Source organism: Mesomycoplasma sp. (assembly GCF_056854695.1).
Window position 1 is genome coordinate 63,427 of sequence record NZ_JBXGGF010000001.1, and the last position, 22,698, is coordinate 86,124.

The window sequence follows — 22,698 nt, forward strand, 5'->3', positions numbered from 1 at the left end:
AATGGAAAGTAAAAAGGAAATTAATTTTTTTATAGATTTAATAGAGTCTAAATCTTTGGAAGTTTTTTCACATTTAGAAAAAAGCTTTTCAAAAATTAGCATAGGAAGAGCAAATCCTCAAATACTTGCTGCAATTAAAGTTGATTACTATGGTACTTTGACACCGATTAATGAAGTAGCAACTATCACAGTTCCTTCAGCTCTTCAACTTTTAATTCGTCCATATGAAATTAACTTAGTTAAAGAAATTGCTAGTGTTATTGTAGCTCATAAACTGGAAGTTCAAGTTCAAAAAGAAGCAAATCAAGTTCGCTTGATTTTCCCAGAACTCACAACAGATAAAAGAAAAGAATTAGTAAAATCATTAAAAAAATATGAAGAAGAAGCAAAAGTTAAGGTTCGTCTAATTCGTCAAGATATTAATAAACTTATAAAAAATGAAGACTTAAGTGAAGATGAAAAGAAACATTATTTAGCAGAAATTCAAAAACATGTTGATAAAATAATTGATAAAATTGAAAAAAATTTAAGTGAAAAATCATCATCCATTTTGAACTTTTAAGATGCTAAAATTTAAAAACGAAAAAATTAATGATTTATTAAAAAGAAGCATTATAAGTATTGTAATGCTTCTTATTGTTTTTCCAATTTTATTTGCAACTTATTATGGTCACCAAATAGGCAGGGCCATAGGTTTTGCTTTATTTGCATTAGTTCTTGTTTATAGTGTTTATGAAATTTTTCAACATTTTAAACTTAATAAGTTTTCCAGAATTATTTTAAGTTTGGTGCCATTATATATTTATTTTTTACCAGTCAACGTCATAGAAATTTTATTGAATAATCAAAATTTAGAAACAACCTCAAATAATTCAGACATTACTAAATTATTAGTTCAATTTACAATTGAACAATTTAGAGATTATAACATTCTGATTGGACTAGTTGTTGTAGTTGTTGCATTTCTATTAGAAATTAAAAATAAAAATAAAAAGGATATTTTATTAAATATTGTAGTAGTTTTTTTTGTAATTTACTTAGCAACTCTTTTTTTTAAACTGTTGTGATTAATAAATGTTTTTAATGTATATTTAGTTTTATTTTTAGGCTTTATTGCGGTTATCTCGGATGTTTTTGGTTACCTTGTAGGAAATGTTTTGGGTCATAAAATATTTAGTTTTTCTTTAAAAGTATCTCCAAAAAAAAGCTTAGAAGGTTTTTTATCATCATTTATTTTTAGTGCTTTATTTGTTTTTTTAGTTACTTTTTTTGGTCATTCGATTATGCCAATGGTTTCTAAAAATACTATTTTTCAGATTTTATTAATCTTAATTTTGCCAATAGCCGCTATTATTGGAGATTTATTTTTTTCATTTATAAAAAGATTTTTAAATATAAAAGATTTTTCTAAAATAATTAAAAACCATGGTGGTTTTTTTGATAGGTTTGACTCAACTTCTTTTGTTTTCTTCTTTTTTGCAGTTATCTTAATTATTAGTTTTTAAAAACTATGCAAAAGATTTAAAATGCTATACAATTAGCAAATTAATTAGAAAGAGAATTATGAACCCTGCTTTTAAAAAGTTTTGTGATTTTATCAAATGATCTATACCTTCAAATTGGGAAGATGCAAGTTTAACCCACAATACTTCAAATGATGATATTTTAAATTTAACTATAGAAAAAGAAATAATTCCAAAAATCAAAGATGTTGAATCTTTACTACTTGCAGTAGTTAGAGTTAATCAAAATTATGGTCAGGAATATTCTTTTAAAATAAATTTAAAATTAGATTTTAAGCAAAATTATTTTAAAGATGAAGAGTTTTGAGAATACTCAAACTTTTTAATGAAAATGATAACTAATAAAGAAGGTTTTTTTCAAAACTGTGAAATTATTCGAAACCAACCTGCAGAATTTACAATCCTTGTTTTTAATAAAGATCAATATGAACAAGTTTTAAAATATGAACAAGTTTTTTTAAACAAAGCACAAAAATTAGGATTAAAAAATTTAAAAGTTAGTTTTATATTTGAAGAAAGACCAGAACCACTTCCGCCTTCTCCAGTTACTCCTCTTTTTGTTAAACCTTTTTCTTTTAATAAAAAACGGAATATTTCTAATAATGTTCCAAAATTACAAGATTTTGAAAGCATCAAATTAGAAAATATTAGAAAACATCCAACACCTTTTGTCACTTTTGTAGGTCAAATCTACAAAATTAATAGTAGCAAAACCAAAAATAATAGATTTCGTTACAACTTGTTTTTAGTAGATGGTTTTTATAAAGAAGCAATAAGAATAGATTATTTTAATTTAGCTAAACCACTAGAACTGTCAGAAAACGACTATGTACAAGTTTGAGCCGAAATATCTAACCCTGAAAATCGTTTTAAAGATATAGTTGAATTAAAGCCTAAAAAAATAAAAGTTATAGATAAACCTGAAGATTTTTCTTTAACTTTAGTGGATGATGCAAATGAAAAACGCGTCGAATTAACAGCTAGAACTTCCAAGTCTACTATGGATGGCATTTCTAGTCCGGCTGATTATGTAAAAATAGCAGAAAATTTTGGACACAAAGCTATAGGAATTGCAGATTTGGATTCTGTCCAAGCATTCCCAGATATGTATAAAGCAATCAAAAAATCTAACATAAAAGCTATTTATGGTTCTACTTTTTCTACAATTTCTTCACAAATTAAAAAAGTTTTAAATTTAAAAAAGAATTTTGATTTATCAAAATCTAGATATGTTGTTCTAGACTTAGAAACAACTGGGCTTAGTCCAGAATACTCTGAGATTATTGAATTTGGTGCAGTTGTTGTAGAAAATAATGAAATTATAGAAGAACACCAATTTTTTGTAAATCCCGGTGTTAAAGTTCCTGAAAAAATTACAACAATTACGAATATTACTCAACAAATGGTGGATGAACAAGGGATCACCAAATCAGAGGCTTTTAAAAAAATATCAACTATTATTAAAGATTCGATAATGGTTGCTCACAATGCTAAATTTGATTTTAAATTTTTACAAAAACTCTTTATAAAAGAAGGTAAAACAAAAATTTCCGTTCCTATTATCGATACTTTAGAAGTAGCGCGTTTTTTACTTCCAACTTTAAAAAGTCATAGCCTTAAATATGTTAGTAAAACTATTGGTGTAATTTATGATGAAACAGTAGCCCACCGTGCTGATTATGATGCGAGAGTTTTAGCTCAAGTTTGACAATCATTTTTACAACAACTCTTAGAACAAAAAATTTCAACTGTTTTTGAATTGCAACAAGAAAAAAGTACAATTTTTGAATTAAAACCTGATAGAGTTTTTTCTAAAGAAATAACAGTTATTGCTAAAAACCAGTTGGGATTAAAAAAACTTTATAAAATGGTTTCTATTGCCAATACCGAAAACCTTATTGCCAATAAACCTTTGCTTTTTTATGACACTCTTAAGAAAGATAGTGATTTATTTATCGGTACCGGAGGTCCAAATTCTCAAGTTTTTGAGTTTTTACTATATGGTTTAAAAGAAGAAGTGGAAGAAATTATACATATTTATGATTTTATTGAACTACCACCCCCTATCGCTTTTACACACCTAATTAAACGTGAAATCATACTAGAAGAAAGTATTCATGATGCATTATCTTATTTAATTGGTTTAGGCAAAAAATATAATAAACCTGTTGTAGCAATAGGTGATGTTAGATATTGTGAACCTCGTGAAAAAATTTTTCATGAACTATATATATATGCAAAAGGTGTTGGGGGTGCCACACATCCACTTTATGATTACCGGGATAAGGATAAAAATTCTCATATTTTTCCTGATAAATATTTTTTTAACACAAAGGAATTACTAGATCAGTTTGCTTTTTTAAATGATTCTAAATTATCTTTTGAGTTAGTTGTTGATAATCCAAATTTAATTGCTAATCAAATTGACAAAAATATTGAAATAATTAAGGAGGATTTATACCCACCTAAAATTGAAAATTCAAGTCAAAAATTAAGAGATTTTGCTTATGAAGTTGCCCATAAAAAATACGGAAACCCACTTCCCCAGCTTATTCTAGATAGAATTAAAAAAGAATTAGATCCAATCATTCAACAAGGGTTTGATGTTGTTTATTGAATTTCTAAACAACTTGTTGAAGAAGCAAAGAAAGAAGGTTCTATTGTAGATTCTAGGGGTTCAGTTGGTTCGTCAATTGTAGCTTACCTAGTCGGTATAACCGATGTTAACCCACTAAAACCACATTATGTTTGTTTGAATTGCCAATATGTAGAATTTTCAGAAACATCTGAAGTTTCTTGTGGTTTTGATTTGCCTAGCAAAAATTGTCCAAATTGTAGTGAACCATTAGACCGTGATGGTCAAAACATCCCTTTTGAGACATTTTTAGGATTTAATGCAGAAAAAGTTCCTGATATTGATTTAAACTTTGCTGGTGATATTCAACTGAAAATGCACAATTTTATTCGTAAAATTTTTGGTGAAAAAAATACATTTAGAGCAGGAACAGTTTTAACTAGTGCCGAAAAAACAGTTTTTGGATATGCCAAAAATTTAAGTGAAGTAAAAAGACAATTAGACCAACGTTTTAATTTAAGTGAAGAGGTTAATTATTTTACGCATACCTTTATGGATTTTTTATCTACAAAAGCTAATGGTGTTAAAAGAACTAGTGGTAAACATGCAGGAGGGATTGTTGTTATTCCAAATGACTATGAAATTGAAGACTTTACACCCGTAAACTATCCTGCCAATGATGAAAAATCAGATTGAAAAACCACACATTTTGATTACAAACCAATGCAAAACAATATTTTAAAATTTGATATTTTAGGTCATGATGATCCTGTAATTTTGTTAATGCTTGAAAAATTAACAGGTTTAAAAGCGGATCAAATTCCTAAAAATGATCCTAAGATTTTAGAACTCTTCAAATCTACTAAAAGCTTAAAAATTCATCCATCACAAATTGCAGGCGAAACTACAGGAGCAATGGGAATTCCAGAATTTGGTACTCACTTTGTTCGTGGTATGCTTGTTACTGCGCCAGTTTCCAGCATTGCTGATATCATCGCAATTTGTGGTTTAGCTCATGGAACAAATGTTTGACAAGGTAATGCTGAAAGTTTGATTACTAAAGAAAATTTAACAATAAAAGATGTTATTTCTTGTCGTGATGATATTATGCTTTACTTAATCAACAAAGGTTTAGGTTCTTTTGATGCTTTTGAAATTATGGAACAAGTTAGAAAAGGGAAAGGAATTAGTGAAAGTCAAGAAAGGCTTTTAATTGCACAAAATGTACCTGATTGATACATTGATTCGCTTAAAAAAATTAGTTATCTTTTTCCTAAAGCACACGCTGCAGCTTATGTAGCAAAAGCATGGAAACTTGCTTTTTTTAAATTATATTACCCACTTGCTTTTTATGCTGTTTATTTTTCTATTCGTTCTAATACAAAAGATATTGATAAAATGATTCTAACACCAAAAGAGTTGGAACCAATTGTTAAAGATTTAAAAGAAAGAATGAAAATTAAAAAAACAACAAAAAAAGAAGAAGATTTGTGTTACATGTTAGAAATTGTTATGGAATTAAAAGCACGTGGTTTTGAAATTCAAAAAATAGACTTGTATCGTTCAGATGCTACAGAATGGCAAATTGATTATGATAATAAAGCTTTAATTCCGCCTTTTTCTTCACTAGATGGTATTGGGGATGTCAATGCAATTAATATTGTTAAAGCAAGAAAGGAAAAAGCTTTTAATTCTATAGAAGATTTTGTAAAAAGAACAGAAACTAATCAAACTATTACTCAAAAATTAACTGAAATGGGTGTATTTGGAACACTTTCTAAAAAAGACCAAATTAATATTTTTGAATTATAATATAATTTTGATTATGCAAGTAGGACAACGAGTTTTGTGTAAAATTAAATCACTAAATAATAATTATTTTTGGTGTGATTTACCAAATGATTATCAAGGTGTGGTTTTTGTAAATAAAATGCTTTTAAGTAAGAAAAATATTTCCGATTATTATATAGTTGGGCAAAAAATTGAAGTCGATGTTTTGACAGTTAGTCATGCAAACAAAAAAGCATCACTGAGAGATAATATGTGAAAAAGGTTTGTTGCAAAACCAAAGCAATCAAATTCTTTGTTATGTCCAACTGCAAAAGGTTTTGGAAATTTAAGTAAAAGAGCTAAGGAGCAAATAAATGAATTTAAAATTAGACATACAAACTAGCAGAAATCTTAACTTCGCTTCATTAGAGGCACAAATTTCAGAAATTCATTATGATATGAATAATTTGAATGTAAAAGGTTTTGAGTTTTTAGGTTGAAAAGACTTTCCCGAAAATGCTGTTAATGCAAAAGAATTGGAAAGAATGAAAGAAATTGCAAAAAAACTTCATTCTAAAAATATTGAAGTTTTAGTAGTAATCGGAATTGGTGGTTCTTTTTTAGGAGCTAAAGCAGCAATTGATTTTGTTCAAGGTTTATATCCTATTAGAAGACCAATGGAAGTTATTTTTGCAGGTACTAGTTTATCATCAACTGATTTATATCAAAAATTATCTTATGTTGAAAATAAAAGGTTTGCAATCAATGTTATTTCCAAATCTGGAACTACAATTGAACCTTCAATTGCTTTTCGTTTTTTTAAAAATCTTCTTGAAAAACAAGTTGGAAAACACGCAAATGAGTTAATTTTTGTTACTACTGATGCTAATAAAGGCGCACTATTAAATATTGCTAAAAAACAAAATTATGAAACTTTTGTTGTTTTAGATAACATAGGTGGTCGGTTCAGTGTGCTTTCATCTGTTGGATTTTTCCCAATGTTGTGTGCAGGTCTTAATGTAGACGACATGATTCAAGGGGCAAAGGAAGCTAATATTATTTTTAGTCAAGATAATTTAGAACAAAATTTAGCTTATAAATACGCAGCAGCCCGTTATTTGTTATTTAACAATAACAAAGGGAAAAAAGTGGAAATTCTTATTGGATATGAACCTAGTTTAGCTTATTTTAATGAATGATGAAAACAACTATTTGGTGAGTCAGAAGGTAAAGAAAAAACTGGACTTTGACCTTCATCAGCTATTTTTTCCACAGATTTACATTCGTTAGGTCAATATATTCAAGAGGGTTCTAAAATTTTTTTTCAAACTATTATTTTTATTCGCGAACCTAAATACGATGTTTATATAGATGAAGAAGTGGGTGATTTAGATGGATTGAACTATTTAGCTAAAAAAACAGTTCACGAAATTAATAGAGCTGCTTTTGAAGCAACTACAAAAGCACATACCTATATTGGTCAGAACCCAAACATTGTAATTGAAGTTGGCGACAATAGTGAAAAAACTTTCGGAACTCTTGTGATGTTTTTTGAAAAAGCTTGTGCAATGTCAGCCTACTTACTTGAGTTAAATCCTTTTGATCAACCTGGAGTGGAAGTTTATAAAACAAACCTTAAAGATATTTTGAAAAAATAAAAAATAAAAAACCACTTAAAAAAGTGGTTTTTTATTGTAATTAAACAGTTAGATTAAAAAGGTCAATTAAGGACAAAAGAAAAATTATACATAATAGTTAGGTAAAGATATCCAACACTACAGCGAATAGATATTCAAGTTATTATTATATATCCATTAATTATTAAAAATTAACTTAAATAACTTTTTAAAGTGATTTTGTTTCAACCAAACATAATTACGTATTTGTTATTCAATTTGGTTTTCAAACCTTCCAAATTAAAATTTTTGTATATTGTTTGATCCTCTCAATTGGCATTGTATTATATTTATTACTGTAAAACTTTAATTAACAGTATTAACTTAGTTAAAGATATCTTAGCAAAATTAAATATTCTAATTATAAAGTGGTTAGTGTAGATCCGACTGCAAAAACAAGACTAGCCACAAAAAATATTACAGCAATAAATAAATGAGCGTTATATTTCATTCGTTCTCAAGAAGGCAAATACAACTTCGTTTTTTCATATGTGATATTTTTATCTTTTGGATTATCTTTTATATATTCTTGGAGTTGTAATTCTTTAAAAGCCTTTATTTTTCTTCTAGTATAGCCATGTAATGACAAAGTTGCTATAGATAAAATAAAAAATAAAACAGCCAATGGAATAGTGATGGTTAAAGGTAAATTAAGAGATACAACACCTTCACGATCAAAAGGGTTAATATTTGATGATTGAAATTCAATGATTTTTAACATAATAGTTCGTTTATTTTTTAAAGCAAATTAATTAAAAATGTCTGTTAATTTGCTATTGGTTGGTAAATTTTTGATCTCATCATTAGATTTGATTGGATTACCTTTAAAAGCTGAAGTGCTAATTGTAATGGCTGTGTTATTTTTACTAAAAGTTATAGATTGAATTTGATTATTTTCAAAAGCACCACTGTTTATTTGTCTAATTGTATTAGTATTTGAAAAATCTATGCTTTCCAAAGAGTTTTCAAAAAAAGCACCAGTTTCTATTGTGTTTAATTTTGAATTTTCTGGCAATTCTAAAGAGTTAATCTTGTTTCTTTGAAAGGCCCCTTGACCAATAAAAGTTACAGAACTTGGTAATTTCAAATTAGTTATAGAATTATTTGCAAAAGCAAATTCATCTATTTTTTCTAGGTTTGTTGATTTAGAAAAATCAAGTTCAGTAATTTTTTGATTTTCTTTTTCTTGTAAAAATGAAGTATCAGCCTCAAAAGCACGTGCGCCAATTTCTTTTAAAGTCGCTGGAAAAATAATTTTGGAAAGATAGTAGACTTTTTGTACAATTTGTTTTTTATTTTCATCAGAACTTGTTTTGTTAGATACTGCATCTAAATTGTCAATCTGAGAAAAAACTCTATCTTTAAATTGAGTAAAGGCGTTGTTATCAATTTTTGTCAAACTTGTTTTACTTAAATCTAATGTAAAAGTTTTTCCATCAGGATTTAAAAACACATATTTGTTTAAAACATCTTTTTCATGTAAATATTGATTAGAAAAAGATTGAGTGTTGCCACAAGCAACAACAGCAAAAATAGGAATTATAGGAGCACTAAATAAAAATATTTTTTTAATTTTGTTCATAACTAAAAATTTTACAACATTGTTGTAAATTAAACTAAAATATATTAGTTTAAATTAAAAGGAAAAAATATGTTCGACTTAGTTTCAAAGTATAAACCAAGTGGTGACCAACCTAAAGCGATTCAGGAACTTGTTACAGGCTTAAGAGAAAATAAAAAAAACCAAGTTTTACTTGGTGTAACAGGTTCTGGTAAAACTTTCACAATGGCTAATGTTATAAAAGAAATTAACAAACCTACACTAGTTTTATCACACAATAAAACACTTGCTTCGCAACTGTTTAGTGAATTTAAAGAATTTTTTCCAAACAACAGAGTTGAATATTTTGTTTCAAACTTTGATTTTTATCGTCCCGAAGCATATTTACCATCAAAAGATATTTATGTGGACAAAACTAGCAAAACAAATATGGACTTAGAAGTTATGAGGATGTCAGCGTTAAATGCACTTTCTATGAGAAGAGATACAGTTGTAGTCTCTTCAGTTGCAGCTATCTATGGTGCTTTAAATCCTGAGGAATATATTTCTAGTTTTTTTAACATTGAAGTCAGAATGGAATTTAAACCTCAAAATTTTGCTATCGAACTTGTTAAAGTGGGTTATGAACGCAATAACACAGATTTGAAACCCGGAACCTTTAATATTAAAGGTGACTTGGTTGAACTAGCACCGGCTTGAGATGATAGCTTTAATATACGCATTGAATTTGATGGTAATATTATTGAAAATATAGCTACAATTCATCCAACTAGCAAAAAAATTGAACGAATTTATAAGGGTTATACAATTTATCCAGCAAGCGCCTATACAGTTAAGAAAGATACAATTAAAAAAGCTGTTGAAACTATTCAAATCGAGTTAGAAAATCAGTTAAATTTTTTCGACAAAGAACAAAAACTAGTAGAAAAACAAAGGTTAAAAGAACGAGTAACCAATGATATTGACTCACTTTTAGAATTTGGATACTGTTCTGGAATTGAAAATTATGCTCGTCATATTGATGGGCGCAAAGAAGGTGAAAAACCTTTTACTTTATTAGATTATTTACCAAAAGATTCACTAATTATAATAGATGAATCTCATATGATGATTCCACAATTAAATGCAATGTATGAAGGTGATCGTTCAAGAAAGCAAAATTTAGTGGACTATGGTTTTCGATTACCATCAGCGCTTGATAATAGGCCTTTAAAATTTAGTGAGTTTGAAAAATATAATCATTCAAAAATTTTTGTTTCAGCAACTCCTTCTAATTATGAAATCGAACAATCTAATGGTGAAATTGTTAGACAAATTATTAGACCAACAGGTCTTTTAGATCCTGTAATCGAAATAGTTAATACTGAAAATCAGATGGAAAAAATTTATCAATATTTACTGGAACAAAAAGCCAAAAACGAAAGAACACTCATTTTGACAACGACTAAACGTTTGAGTGAGGAAATTAGTAAATATTTACAAGAAGAAAAACAACAAAAAGTTTATTATATTCATTCAGATTTTACGACTTTTGAACGCGATGAAATCTTAATTAAATTAAGAAAAGGTATTTACGATGCTGTGATTGGGATTAATCTTTTGCGTGAAGGAGTTGATTTGCCTGAAGTTTCACTAATTTTAGTTTTAGATGCTGATCATGAATCCTTTTTTAGGTCAAAATCATCTTTAATTCAAATAGCTGGTAGGGCAGCTAGAAATGATAGGGGAAAAGTTGTGTTTTTTGCTGATAAAATAAGCCAAAGTATGGCTGCGGTTATCGATGATAACAAAAACAAACGAACATTACAAATTGCTTATAATGAAAAAAACAATATTATTCCTAAAACAATTATTAAAGCAATTCCACAAAGTTTGAACCCTAAAACATATTCAAGTTTAGCAGAACTTATGCGAGAAAAAAGAAAATCTAAAAAAGAAATTCAAAGGCACATTGAAAGCTTACGAATTGAAATGAAAGAAGCTGCAAAAAATCATGATTTTGAACGAGCGATTCAAATTCGTGATTTAATTGCTGAATTAGAACAACAAATGTAAAAAAGGATAAATTTGGTTTTGTACAAAAAATTAAACAATTTAAAATCACAACTTTTTGATTGTTGCAAATCTCAAGTTGTTTTTGTTGCTACATCAAATTGAGATTTAATTCATTCTATAAACAAACAAGTTTATTTAAATAACCTATTTTTGCTATCAAAAACAAAAATAAGTTTTAATAATTTTAATTATTTAGTCAAAAAGCATCAAATTTGTGCTGCTTTGTTTGTAAAACAAAAAAACAAAAATGAGACTTTTACTTTAAGTTTTGTTAGTTTTCATATAAATAAATCTATTGATTTTATTATTGATTTTCAAAGTTTGACTCATTTTTGAAAATCAATCATTAATAATTTTGATTATTTAAAAAATAATCCAAATATAGCTCAATTACAAAACGATATTTCTGAAATGAAAAAATATTCAAATTTATTTATAACTACAACAGACACTGTTGTAGGTATGGGTGTTTTTATTAAGAAAAAAGAAGTTGAAAATTTAATGATAATTAAAAAACGACCTGTTGAAAAACAATTTTTAATTTTAGTATCAAATTTAAAACAAATCAAACCATATGTTAAAACATCTAGTTTTTTAAGGTTAAAAAAAAATTCTAATAAGTTTTGACCTGGAGCAAACACTTTGATTTTGGAAGCTAAAACAAATCAAATTACGCTTGGATTTAGAATTCCAAATTGTCAAAAATTAATTGACAAACTAAATAAATATGGACCAGCTTATGTTAGCAGTGCAAATATAAGCGGTCAACCATCACTATCTTTTGAAGAAGCAAAAGCTCAATTTTGGCAAGTTAATAATTTTTGAAATTTATGTTCACCATCTGGAAAAGCATCAAAAATTATTGATGTTTCTACAGGTAAAATTTTTAGAAAATAAAAAAAATGCCAAAGGCATTTTAGGTCAATTTCTTGAAATGGTGGGAACGAATGGATTCGAACCATCGACCACACGATTATCAGCCGTGTGCTCTGACCAACTGAGCTACGCTCCCAATTAAACTATAATTTTAAATAGCATTAAAATTATAGTATAAAAATGAAAAAAAAGAAGAAATTTTAACGTTTTGAGAATTGTCTTGCACGTCTAGCTTTACGTAATCCGAATTTTTTACGTTCTTTCACACGCGCATCACGGGTTAGCATTCCGTTAACTTTTAGTTCTTTACGATAATCTGCAGATGCTTCAAGTAAAGCTCTAGCAATACCAAGTCTAATAGCTCCTGCTTGACCAGCAACTCCTCCACCTTTTGCATTAACACGAATGTTAAATTGCTCAGCAGTGTTTGTGATTCCAAAAGGTTGTAGAGCATCTTGGATTAAAATATCTGATTTTAAATATTCTTTTGCAGTTCTTTTGTTAATTTTAAACTCACCTGTTCCTGGAGTTAAAATAACTCTAGCAACTGAGGATTTCCTTCTACCAGTTCCGTAATATGCAATAACTTTTTTCACTATTATTTAACCTCCAATTTGATAGGTTGTTGTGCAACTTGTTTGTGTTCGCTACCAGCATAAACAAAAAGATTTCTACGTTGTTTGTCACCTAATTTTGTGTGTGGCAACATTCCATAAATAGCTCTTTCTAATAAAGCAGTAGGTTTTTTTGCTCTTAAAACTTTAGCACTTCTAACTTTTAGTCCACCTGGATAAAGTGAGTGATCATAATACATTTTTTGTTCTTCTTTTTTAGCTGTCAAAATAACTTTTTCAGCATTAATAATAATGATATTGTCACCCATATCCACGTTAGGAGTGAATAAAGGACTAGTTTTTCCACGTAAGTGAGATGCAGCTAAAGTTGCAACTTTACCAAGAACTTGGTTTTCTGCATCAATTAAATATCATTTTTTTGACACTTCTTTGTGTTTGACAATGGTTGTTTGTCTCATAATATAAATCCTTTTTTAAATAATTATTTAATGTGAGATGTAACGGAATAATACAAGCTTTTAATTATACTATAAATAGAACATTTTTAAAAAGGAAATTTTTAAATTTTTGAATTTTATGGTTTAAATTAAATTTGAAGTATAAAAATTCAATAAATTTATATTTAAATTATGATATTAATTAAAATATGTTTTTTTAAAGAAGTTTTAGGTAAAAATGAAAAAATCAAACAATAAAATCCAAGCTAAAAAAAGATTTGGGCAAAATTTTTTACAAAATCAAGAAGTTATAGATGCAATTATTAATTCAGTAGAATTTGAAGGTAAAGAAGTTATTGAAATTGGGCCAGGTTATGGTGCTATCACAACAGAACTTGCAAAACAAGCTAAAGAACTTACAGCTTATGAAATTGACAAATCGCTAATACCAAAATTAGAAAATGTCTTTAAAAATAAAGCCAATGTTAAAATCATAAATCAAGATTTTTTAAAAGTTGACCTTGATTTTACTACCAAAAAAACTATTATTGCCAACATACCTTACAATATTACAAGTGATATTTTGTTTAAAATTTTTGGCAAAATTAATAATTTTGAAACAATTGCACTTATGGTGCAAGAGGAAGTTGCCAATAGAATTGTTGCAAAAGCTAATACCAGTGATTTTTCAAAATTATCCTTAGCTTGCCAGTATGTTGCTGAAGTAGAAAAAATGTTTAGAATTCATCCAAACTCTTTTTTTCCTGAACCAAAAGTTTTTTCAGTTTTCGTGGTTTTTAAAATCAAAAAAAACATTAATCAAGAACAAGCAAATATTTTTTTTAACTTTGTCAAAAAATGCTTTTCAATGAAAAGAAAAACATTTTTCAATAATTTAATAACATTTTTAAAGAAAGAAAATGTGAATTTAATTTTTGAACATTTTGATCTCAATCCGAATGTTCGGCCACAACAATTAGATTTAAAACAATATATTCAAATTTGTGATTTTGTAATTTCAAATAAATTAGATTAATAAAACTTAATTATTCAAAACTTTTTTTATTTTTTTCTTATTATAGTGTAATTTAGCAAATTTATCAACTGTTTCTTGAATTAAAGATAAAAAATTAAAGACATCTTGAGAAACAAGAATTTGTTCATTTTTGTCATTTATAACATGACTAGTCTTGTGATTTTGATTTTTTACTAAACCAAAAACTTTTGCCTCAATTTTGTGTTTTTCTAAAATAATTTTAACTTGTTTGAGTTGGGCTAAACCACCATCTACAAATAGTAAATTAGGCTTAATAAAATTTTTATTTTTTAAGTATTTGTTTAATCCATCAATCATATAATCAACATCACCATACTTCTTCCCATTGTAATTAAAAAAGCGATTATATTTTTTATTATGCTCTCCATTTATGAAACAAATAATTCCTGTTGTGACAAGGTTGTTGGCAAAATGTGAGTTGTCAATTGACATAATTACGTCAGTTTTGTTTACTTCAAAAGTTTGTTGAATTTCAAGAAGAAGACTTTGAATTTGCTGTCTTTTTTGATTATTTAATTCAATGTTATTAGCTATAAAATCATAGTGATTTTGTTTTACATTTTCTAAAATTTGCAAAAAAGATTTATTTTTTGCAAATTCAATGTTAATTTTTGAATCAATAAACAACCATTTTAAATTTGCCATTTGTGAATCTAAAATCACTTTGTCTGGAATGAAATTTTTTTTGTAATAATAATTTAAAAAATTAATTAAACTTTCTTCAAAATTAAGGACAATATCAATAATAAAACTTCGATGAGATAAAAAAGTTCCATTTCTGTAAAAGAAAAAAGTAATGACAAAAGTGTTAATATTTTCCTGATTACAATAGAGAAAATCTAAATCAATTTTTTTAGGCAAGTCAATATTTTGATATTGTTTGAATGTTTGTTCTAAAACTTGGATGCTTTCAAAATATTGTTGAGCAAGTTCAAATTGTTGTTGTTCGCTAGCTTTTTCCATTTTGTCACGATAGTGTTCAATTCATTGACTTTTTTGTAATATTTGCTTGCAAATATTAAATTTTTTTTCTATTTCTTGTTTGTCAGCAAAATTTACTTTTTGTCCTTTGTCATACATAACTTCGCTTTCAAGAAGTTTCTTGATTTCAAAGGCTCCACTTCTTTTTAAAAAAGGACCAAAATAAAATGAATTATGATTTTTACTTAATTTGTATGTAATTTCAATTGCTAAACCAGAATTTTGCTTACTTATTTTTAAATAAGGATAGCTTTTATCATCTCTTAAATCAATATTGTATCTAGGTTGTAATTTGCTAATTAAATTTTTTTCTAGCACCAAAGCTTCAGCTTCGTTTGCTACAATAATGTATTCAATTTTAGTTGTTTGGCTAATCAAACTATTCGTTTTATATGAGTTTATAGATCCATTTGCATATTGTCAAATTCTATCATTTAAGTTTTTGGCTTTGCCAACATACAACAATTGGTTGTTGTTATCAAAAAATTGATATACTCCAGATTGTTTGGGAAAATTGGAATTGGCAACAATTTCTTTAAAATTTTTCATTTTAATTTGCAACAATTTTTATGTTTCTATTATATAATAAAGGAACTAAAAGAAGGTAAAAATGAATTTAGAACAATATAAAAAATTAAATAAAAGTCAAAAAGACAAAGTTCAAAAAAACACCTTTATTTTTGCAGCTATTGCAATTATAGCTTTTACAGCTTTTGCAATTATGCTCGCTTTTTATATTTTAATAAGTAGTGCAAATAAATTTCCAGATGATTTCTTAGAACCAACATGGTTATCAGTTACTTCTTTATTATGTTTACTTGGAGTTGTTGCTGTTGTTGGAATAATTTTTGGTTTAATTAAATTAAGAGTATTGAAAAAAGAATTAAAATCAATTGTAGATGAAATTCAGTTGTACAAATTTACTAATTCTTAGAATTTAAATTACGAAAAAGCCTTATGGCTTTTTTTATTTAAATAAAATCGATTTGAATTAACAATAAAAAAATTAGCACTTTTTATTTGTTTGTGCCAAATTTGTGGTATACTATTGGCATAATTAGTTTTTAGTGCTAATTATTGATTTTAAAAATGAACTTAATTTTAAAAGGGGAAAAATATAAATTATGGCAAAAGAAATAATTCTAGGTATTGACCTTGGGACAACTAACTCAGTTGTTTCTATTATTGAAAATAAAAAACCAGTTGTTTTAGAAAATCCAAATGGAAAAAGAACAACACCATCAGTTGTAGCATTCAAAAATGGTGAAGAAATTGTTGGTGATGCAGCAAAAAGACAACTGGAAACCAACCCAGATGCAATTGCATCTATTAAAAGATTAATGGGTTCAGGAAAAACTGTTAAAGCTAACGGGAAAGATTATAAACCTGAAGAAATTTCAGCAAAAATTCTAACTTATTTAAAAGAATATGCTGAGAAAAAAGTTGGACACAAAGTTAAAAAAGCAGTTATTACAGTACCGGCTTATTTCGACAATGCTCAACGTGAAGCTACTAAAAATGCTGGTAAAATTGCAGGTTTAGAAGTTGAAAGAATTATTAATGAACCAACCGCAGCAGCTTTAGCTTTTGGTCTTGACAAACTTGACAAAGATATGAAAGTTTTAGTTTATGACTTAGGTGGTGGAACATTTGACGTTTCAGTTTTAGAACTTTCAGATGGAACTTTTCAAGTTCTCTCAACCAGTGGTGATAATAACTTAGGTGGAGACGACTGAGATAATGCGATTGTTAAATGATTAACTGAGCAGATCAAAAAAGAATATGATTTTGATGCAACTAAAGACAAAATGGCATTAACCCGTCTTAAAGAAGAGGCTGAAAAAACTAAAATTAGTTTATCAAACCAAATGGTTGCAACAATTTCATTACCATTTTTAGGAATGGGTCCAAATGGTCCAATTAATGTTGAACTCGAACTAAAAAGATCAGATTTTGACAAAATGACTGCAGACTTAGTTGATAGAACTCGCAAACCAATTATGGATGCTCTAAAAGAAGCTAAATTAGAAGCTAAAGATTTAGATGAAATTCTATTAGTTGGTGGTTCAACTCGTATTCCAGCTGTGCAAACTATGATTGAACACGCTTTAGGTAAAAAACCAAATCGTTCAATTAACCCAGATGAAGTTGTTGCTATTGGAGCCGCAATTCAAGGTGGTGTTTTAGCTGGTGAAATTAATGATGTTTTACTACTTGATGTTACACCATTGACTTTAGGTATTGAAACTTTAGGTGGAGTAGCAACTCCTTTGATTGCAAGAAACACAACTATTCCTGTAACTAAATCACAAGTGTTTTCAACAGCAGCTGATAATCAAACAGAAGTAACAATTTCAGTTGTTCAAGGTGAGCGTCAAATGGCTGCTGACAACAAAATGTTAGGAAGGTTCAATTTATCAGGAATTGAAGCAGCGCCAAAAGGTGTGCCTCAAATTGAAGTTAGTTTCTCAATTGATGTTAATGGAATTACTACTGTAACTGCCAAAGACCAAAAAACTGGAAAAGAACAAACCATTACTATTAAAAATACAACAACACTTTCTGAAGAAGAAATTGAAAAAATGGTTAAAGAAGCTGAAGAAAATCGTGAAGCCGATGCTAAGAAAAAAGAGCAAATCGAAACTACTATCCGTGCTGAAAACTTAATTAACCAAATGGAAAAATCACTCCAAGATCAAGGTGACAAAGTTGATGCAAAACAAAAAGAATCTCTTGAAAAAGAAATTCAATCTTTAAAAGATTTAATTAAAGAAGAAAAATTTGAAGAATTAAAAACTAAATTAGACCAAGTTGAATCAGTTATTCAATCATTTGCACAACAAGCAGCTCAACAAGCAAACACTGAAGGTGCAAAACCATCAGACAAAGATGATGTAATTGATGCTGATATTAAAAAAGATTAATTTTGCTCATTAACCACTAACAAAGTCAATTAATAGCATTAAATAATAAATAAATTATTTTTCTTGTATTTTAAATTTTTTTGCTATAATATCTAATTAAGGCAATGCTCATTGTTATGAGCCACAAAAGAACCAATTGAAAGATTGGTTCTTTTGTTTTTTTATAGATAAACAAAACTTAATAAACAAAAATAAAAAACAATTAAAACATTATTGTTATAAAATTAAATCTGATTCAAAAAGGTTTTTAATTAAAAAATTATAAATTAGTATTTTTGAGTTTAGTGCAACAAAATTTCTTTAAAATTTAAATAAAAAATGATAAAATTTATAGAAAATTTTTTATGTATAGTTCTATAATGAATAAATCTATAAGATATATATATATATATATATAAATTAAAAATAAATAAAACCGGAGCTTCTTATGGCTAAGATTAAAGTCTTAGAAGCTTTTTCTGGTATTGGGGCACAAGCTAAGGCAATAACAAACCTTCAAAAAGAAGGCATTTTTGATTTTAAAATTGTTGGAACTATTGATTGAGATGTTAGAGCAATTATTTCATATGCTGCAATTCATAATAATTTATGAAAAGAATATAAAGAAACTTTAAAAAATAATAAATTAGATTCTGAAGAACAAATAGATAAATTTTTAAATAATTTCAATTTATCACTAAATGGAAAAACAAAATCTTTTATTTTAAGAAAAGATTATTTTTTTAAACAAATTTTAGCTGCAGCAATATTGTTGTCAAAAAATCTTGGTGATATCACAAGTGTTGATGTTCAAAAAATTAATAAATTAAAACCAGACTTAATAACATATTCCTTTCCTTGTCAAGGGCTTTCAATTGCTAATATGGGTCGAGCCAAAGGAATAATGAATGAAGAATCTACTAGTTCATTAGTTTGAAATATCTATAAAATTCTAGAAAGTTTAGAACATAAGCCAAAATATTTATTAATGGAAAATGTTAAAAATTTATTGTCAAATAAATTTATTAATCAATACAAATTATGATTAAAAAACTTGGAAAATATGGGTTACCAAACATATACTACAACAATTAATGCATTAAATTGTGGTTCGATTCAAAAACGTGAACGGGTCTTTGCTATTTCTATTTATAAGCCAGATAGATATTTTCTTAATGATGACTTAGATTTTTCTGAGCATATTAGTGAATTGTGCAATCTAGATAAGTTAGATTTTGTAAAAAGAAAAGAAAAATTTAATGAAATTTTTAATTTTAGATTGAATAACGAAGAAAATACAAATGCACTTATAAACAACACACCCTCACGAATTAGATTGGTCAATGAAAGCAAAATTATTAATAATAGTAAAGATTTTATCATTAATACTGTAACTACTAAGCAAGATAGAATTCCATGTTGCGGAGTTGTAGAACATGATAATGATAAAGAAAATAAACTAAAGCATAGATTCTTAACTCCAAGAGAAGCATTCATGTTAATGGGGTTTGAGAGCACTGATTTTGATAAATTATTGCCATTTATTGAAAAAAATATTTTGACAAAAGAAGCATTATATAGGCAAGCTGGAAATTCAATAGTTGTGCAAGTTATCGAAAAAATTTTTAAATTAGTTAATAATAAGGAAAAAAATGAATAAAACAACCAAAGAATGAAAAGAAATATTGAAAAATTTAAATATGGACTTGTGAAACATTGGAACCAATGTTCTTATATATTTGAAAAATTCTCTATTTAAATGATTTCATTTAATAGATTGAAATTCAAATTGGAACATATATTTAAAAAAGAAAATGTCACTAAAGGAATATAAAATTTTATTTGAGAAAGATGAAAATATTACATTCTATGAAGCAAAAAATAAGCAATATTATTCTTATTCAACAGCCAGACAATGTCTAGATACTCTTTTAGCTTTTGAAATCATTGAAAAAATAGATGAATCTAAATTTCAAATTCATAATACATTCAGAGAATTTGTGGTAAATGAAAATAAACATAATAATGTAGAAAAAATATTTATTCTTTTTTTAAAAAGAAAATTAAATTATTTTTTAAATAAATATATTTTAGTTCCATTAGAAAACTATAAATATAATCATTCATTCAACGAAAATGATAAAAATAAAAATCAATCAACTAAATTTTGATGAAATGTTCTCTTAGCATATGATAAAATTGCTGAATATTCAAAATTAACCAGTAATAACATTTTTTTGTCTAGTGAATTTTTTTATGATTTAAGCAAAATAATTTTTGAAAATAAATTGGATTTAAAAGAATTTTATAACAATTTTTTTGAAAAAACTACTAGAGAATTTCAAAAAAATAACATAATACTTGAAGAGAAAAATTTAGAAAATACTAAAGATTGAATAGCTTTAGATATTTCTAGTATTTTTAACACTATTGCTAAAGAAGAGAATCCTAAATGTAATTGTGATAATACACTAATTAAACAAATAAATCACACATCACTTGATCATAAAACAAAAGAAGCTAGTAAGGTTGATAAATTTAAATCATTTGCTATTACAATTCCAGAATTATTTGAACTTAGTTCTCGACTAGAATTGCCAATATTTCAAAGAACATACTCTTGAGATGAAAATATAATAGGCCACTTGTTTGAAAGTATTTATAATGATTTTAATATTGGGCCAAATGAATTTACATTTTTAAACACAATTATAATAAGTAACTCTGGAGAAAACATACTTATATTAGATGGACAACAAAGAACAGTGTCCAACACCTTGCTTGCCATAGCATTTGCAAGGTGGGCAAAGTACATCGATGATAAACAAACACTTCAAAAAATTGCGGATAAAATTTTTACAAAAAATAATAATATTAAAAAAACAATACAAACATGGTTAAACACTGCTCCACATTATCAAAATTTAAATTTTATTTTTTCAGGAAATTTCAATCTTGTGAAAGAGAAAAGTAATTTTTATAAAAATTATTATGAAATTTGTGAAATTATTGAAAAAAAATTTACAAACAAAAATGATAAATTTTCTAAATTTATTGATTACTTTTTGGAAAAAGTTCATTTTGTTGTTGCTTATGCAGGGAATGTTAGTGATAATTCAACAAAAATGACTAGAATTTTTCAAAACTTAAATCAATATAGTAAACCATTAGGAATTTTAGATTTATTTAGAAATAAAATCTATGAACATTACAAAAATAAAAATAAAAATGCAGATAATTATGTTCGTATTTATGAAGAAACAATTAATTTATTTTTTAGAAAAGATTACAAAATAGATAGCGAAGAAGAAGAAAAAGAAATTAATGTTTTTGTTGATACAGTTTTAATTAAAAATGAACAATTTAAAATTCTAAAAGAAGTTGATGAAGAATATAATAGTTTAAGCTCTAAGTGTCTTCAAAAACTTTGCAGAATTTTTGATAATTATGAAAATGAAAACAAAAATCCTTTATTAGAACTTTTCAAGGATCTCATTGATTTCCAATATTGTTGAGAAGGAAATATTAGCAAATTTAAAATAAGTCATTTAGACAATGAGGACAAAGATAATAAAGAAAAATTTAATTTCTTCTACAATAAGCTAAGTGATTTATTAAACAAAAATCCAGAAGCTAGTGAATTTATCCAACAAATAACAACTTATTCTAGCAAAATAGCAAGTTATGATTTTGTTGGTTCTCAAATAATGCATATTTCAAAAAAAACTAAAAGAACTGTGTTTATTCCTTTAATCTCATTATTTAAAAAAAGATCTAAAATAAATTTTTTAGATAATAAAGATGATAGAGATTTGGATTGGAAAGTTTCCAATTTTAGTAAACAATTATTTCCAATTGAAAAATTTTCAATTTTATGGACATTGTATACTAAAGGTCAATCTTTGACAGAATCAATTAATAAAATTTGTGAAAATCTTTCAGAGGGCAACATTACTGAAGAAGGTGCATTTAAAAAATTAAAACAAACGATTAATTTAGACATAAATAAAACTGACCAAGAATGATCAAAAGAGATTTATTCTACATTATCAACCCAATTTAATTCAGATTTTAATCCAGAGGAAGAAAATATAAAATCATCTAAATTAAGAAATAATGATTTATGACTAATTTGAATAAGATTAATCTATGGTATGAATGATGTTGAGTCGCCACAATATTTTAGTAAAAATGCAAGCAGGTTAGATAAGTTAAATTCCACATATGAGCATTGTATTCCAAGAAAATTAAATAAAGAAATAAAAAAACAGTATTCTTGAAATGAATTAAAAGAACTTCAATGATTAGTTTTGAATATTGGAAATGGTGGGTTAATTTCAGGAAAAGAAAATAGCAAACAAAGTAATAGATTTAATAAAGAATATTCCAATTTTAGTGAACCAACAATTTATGGTGGCAGAATGAGTGGGAAACTAAAAATTAGTATAGAAGAACAACAATATAATTTAAATGGCAAAATTTTAGAACTTCTTCCTACTCCAAACAAATTACTATCTTTAGAAAAAAACACTATTCATTTAATTAACAATGAAAAATATTCAAATAATTTTGAAAGTCTAAAAAACTATATTAAAAAAAGAGGGGCACAAGTTTTATCGGGTTATGTATCCATTTTCTTTGGTTCAAACAACAAATAAAGAATTTCACTCAATTTAAAAACATAGAATATTATTATCAAAATTTATTAA

Annotated in this window: 17 protein-coding genes and 1 tRNA gene; 12 read left to right on the forward strand and 6 right to left on the reverse strand. The window is 26.6% G+C overall.

Annotation, left to right across the window (positions count from 1 at the left end):
* Window position 1: 1 nt before the first annotated feature.
* From ACJHWB_RS00285 to ACJHWB_RS00305, 5 genes are read left to right on the forward strand one after another with little or no spacing between them, the layout of a single operon-like run.
* Entirely contained in the window at window positions 2-562 is a 561-nt protein-coding gene (locus ACJHWB_RS00285) for a ribosome-recycling factor (RefSeq protein ID WP_483132532.1), read from the forward strand.
* A gap of 1 nt (window position 563) precedes the next feature.
* Window positions 564-1,505: a phosphatidate cytidylyltransferase gene (locus ACJHWB_RS00290; RefSeq protein ID WP_483132533.1), complete on the forward strand. Its 942-nt coding sequence runs from the start codon at window positions 564-566 to the stop codon at window positions 1,503-1,505.
* A gap of 58 nt (window positions 1,506-1,563) precedes the next feature.
* Entirely contained in the window at window positions 1,564-5,910 is a 4,347-nt protein-coding gene (locus tag ACJHWB_RS00295) for a PolC-type DNA polymerase III (RefSeq protein ID WP_483132534.1), read from the forward strand.
* Between the two features lie 34 nt (window positions 5,911-5,944).
* On the forward strand, window positions 5,945-6,271 hold the full coding sequence (locus ACJHWB_RS00300) for a hypothetical protein (protein ID WP_483132535.1): 327 nt from the start codon (window positions 5,945-5,947) through the stop codon (window positions 6,269-6,271).
* A complete protein-coding gene (locus tag ACJHWB_RS00305) occupies window positions 6,243-7,526 on the forward strand; it encodes a glucose-6-phosphate isomerase (protein ID WP_483132536.1) in 1,284 nt (427 codons plus the stop codon). The genes ACJHWB_RS00300 and ACJHWB_RS00305 overlap by 29 nt, the downstream gene beginning before the upstream one ends.
* 379 nt (window positions 7,527-7,905) lie before the next feature.
* Here the strand turns inward: ACJHWB_RS00305 and ACJHWB_RS00310 are convergent, their stop codons facing one another.
* A complete protein-coding gene (locus tag ACJHWB_RS00310; RefSeq protein WP_483132537.1) occupies window positions 7,906-8,265 on the reverse strand; it encodes a hypothetical protein in 360 nt (119 codons plus the stop codon).
* Between the two features lie 27 nt (window positions 8,266-8,292).
* Window positions 8,293-9,126, reverse strand: coding sequence for a leucine-rich repeat domain-containing protein (locus tag ACJHWB_RS00315; RefSeq protein ID WP_483132538.1), 834 nt, complete (start codon window positions 9,124-9,126; stop codon window positions 8,293-8,295).
* A 69-nt stretch (window positions 9,127-9,195) separates the two neighbouring features.
* On the opposite strand from ACJHWB_RS00315, the gene uvrB reads away from it, so the two are divergent.
* Window positions 9,196-11,160 carry an excinuclease ABC subunit UvrB gene (uvrB, locus tag ACJHWB_RS00320; protein WP_483132539.1) on the forward strand — a complete coding sequence of 655 codons (1,965 nt, stop codon included), beginning with the start codon at window positions 9,196-9,198 and terminating at the stop codon, window positions 11,158-11,160.
* Window positions 11,161-11,178: 18 nt separating this feature from the next.
* Window positions 11,179-12,057, forward strand: coding sequence for a Sua5/YciO/YrdC/YwlC family protein (locus tag ACJHWB_RS00325; RefSeq protein WP_483132540.1), 879 nt, complete (start codon window positions 11,179-11,181; stop codon window positions 12,055-12,057).
* A gap of 38 nt (window positions 12,058-12,095) precedes the next feature.
* Here the strand turns inward: ACJHWB_RS00325 and ACJHWB_RS00330 are convergent.
* From ACJHWB_RS00330 to rplM, 3 genes are all read right to left on the reverse strand, one after another.
* Window positions 12,096-12,172, reverse strand: a tRNA-Ile gene (locus ACJHWB_RS00330).
* Window positions 12,173-12,236: 64 nt separating this feature from the next.
* A complete protein-coding gene (gene rpsI / locus ACJHWB_RS00335) occupies window positions 12,237-12,632 on the reverse strand; it encodes a 30S ribosomal protein S9 (RefSeq protein ID WP_022935412.1) in 396 nt (131 codons plus the stop codon).
* Window positions 12,633-12,634: 2 nt separating this feature from the next.
* Window positions 12,635-13,069, reverse strand: a complete 435-nt coding sequence (rplM, locus tag ACJHWB_RS00340; protein WP_483132541.1) for a 50S ribosomal protein L13 — start codon at window positions 13,067-13,069, stop codon at window positions 12,635-12,637.
* 217 nt (window positions 13,070-13,286) lie between these two features.
* Here rplM and rsmA point away from each other — a divergent pair, with 217 nt between their 5' ends.
* Window positions 13,287-14,084, forward strand: coding sequence for a 16S rRNA (adenine(1518)-N(6)/adenine(1519)-N(6))-dimethyltransferase RsmA (gene rsmA / locus ACJHWB_RS00345; RefSeq protein WP_483132542.1), 798 nt, complete (start codon window positions 13,287-13,289; stop codon window positions 14,082-14,084).
* Window positions 14,085-14,090: 6 nt separating this feature from the next.
* On the opposite strand, the gene ACJHWB_RS00350 is transcribed toward rsmA, so the two are convergent.
* A complete protein-coding gene (locus tag ACJHWB_RS00350) occupies window positions 14,091-15,635 on the reverse strand; it encodes a GIY-YIG nuclease family protein (RefSeq protein WP_483132543.1) in 1,545 nt (514 codons plus the stop codon).
* A gap of 61 nt (window positions 15,636-15,696) precedes the next feature.
* Here ACJHWB_RS00350 and ACJHWB_RS00355 point away from each other — a divergent pair, with 61 nt between their 5' ends.
* From ACJHWB_RS00355 to ACJHWB_RS00370, 4 genes are all read left to right on the forward strand, one after another.
* Window positions 15,697-16,020, forward strand: coding sequence for a hypothetical protein (locus ACJHWB_RS00355; RefSeq protein ID WP_483132544.1), 324 nt, complete (start codon window positions 15,697-15,699; stop codon window positions 16,018-16,020).
* A 190-nt stretch (window positions 16,021-16,210) separates the two neighbouring features.
* Window positions 16,211-18,010: a molecular chaperone DnaK gene (gene dnaK, locus ACJHWB_RS00360; RefSeq protein WP_483132545.1), complete on the forward strand. Its 1,800-nt coding sequence runs from the start codon at window positions 16,211-16,213 to the stop codon at window positions 18,008-18,010.
* A 427-nt stretch (window positions 18,011-18,437) separates the two neighbouring features.
* Window positions 18,438-19,649 carry a DNA (cytosine-5-)-methyltransferase gene (gene dcm / locus ACJHWB_RS00365; RefSeq protein WP_483132546.1) on the forward strand — a complete coding sequence of 404 codons (1,212 nt, stop codon included), beginning with the start codon at window positions 18,438-18,440 and terminating at the stop codon, window positions 19,647-19,649.
* Window positions 19,642-22,647: a DUF262 domain-containing protein gene (locus tag ACJHWB_RS00370; protein WP_483132547.1), complete on the forward strand. Its 3,006-nt coding sequence runs from the start codon at window positions 19,642-19,644 to the stop codon at window positions 22,645-22,647. The genes dcm and ACJHWB_RS00370 overlap by 8 nt, the downstream gene beginning before the upstream one ends.
* The last annotated feature ends 51 nt before the right edge of the window (window positions 22,648-22,698 follow it).